We start from the raw sequence: 953 nt of genomic DNA on the forward strand, positions 1-953 counted from the left end.
GCCCAGGCCGCCGCCGGCGCTCAGCGCGGCCCGCATCGCCGCGTCGCCGCCGGCCGCCGCGCCCTCGCTCTCGCCCGTCAGCAGGCCGCGCAGCACCTTGGCCAGGTGGGTGGCCTGGGCGTTGCGCAGATACACCACGTGCAGGTTGTCGGGATCGCTCTGCGAGCTGTCCAGCTGCCGGATCAGGTCGCGCGCCAGCTTGGCGCGCCCGGGGCTGGACGACCGCAGGATCACGCTGTTGGCGCGCGGATCGGCCACCACGGCCACGCGCTGGCTCGGATCGCCGCCCTGCTGCGTGTCCAGCAGCTCCGAGGCCATGCCGGCGATGTCGACCGCGATGCCCTGGCGGATCTTGACCACCTCGGTCACCAGCGAGGACGGGTTGTCGATGCTGGCGATGATGCGGCCGATGCGGTCCAGGTTGTCGGCGTAGTCGGTGATGACCAGCGTGTTGTTGGCCGGATAGGCGGTGATCGGATTGTTCGGCGCGATCATCGGCCGCAGCACCGGCACCAGCGCGGCGGCGTTCTCGTAGCTGAGGCGGAAGGTGCGCGTCACCACCGCGCCGTCCGCCGGCGCGCCCGCATTGGCGACCGGGCCGCCCTGCAGCTTGGCGTCGGCCTCCGGCACCACGCGGGTGCCGCCGGCCACGTCCACCGCGGCGAAGCCCTGCATGCGCAGGGCGCCCAGCAGCATGCCGTAGGCGGTGTCCGGCGCGACCGGGCCCTGCGACACCAGGGTCAGCGTGCCCTTGACCCGCGCATCCACCAGGAAATGGCGACCGGTATAGCGCGCCAGCACCCGCAGGACGGCGGGAATGTCGGCATCGACGAAGTTGAGCAGCACGCCCTCATTGCCCATCGGCCCCGGCGCGGCGGGCGGCGCCGAACCCGCCGGCGGCGCCGCCCGGGATGGCGGCGCGACGTCGTCGCGCGCCGAGTCCGGCGTTGCCG

The 953-nt window shown here is 73.9% G+C and carries 1 protein-coding gene; it reads right to left on the reverse strand.

The window, feature by feature from the left end; translation table 11 throughout:
* The coding region (locus tag AOZ49_RS31530) for a secretin N-terminal domain-containing protein (protein WP_304439441.1) at positions 1-953 on the reverse strand (953 nt) is incomplete at both ends.

This window comes from Achromobacter sp. 2789STDY5608615 (genome assembly GCF_001298995.1).
Classification (GTDB): domain Bacteria; phylum Pseudomonadota; class Gammaproteobacteria; order Burkholderiales; family Burkholderiaceae_B; genus Achromobacter; species Achromobacter insuavis.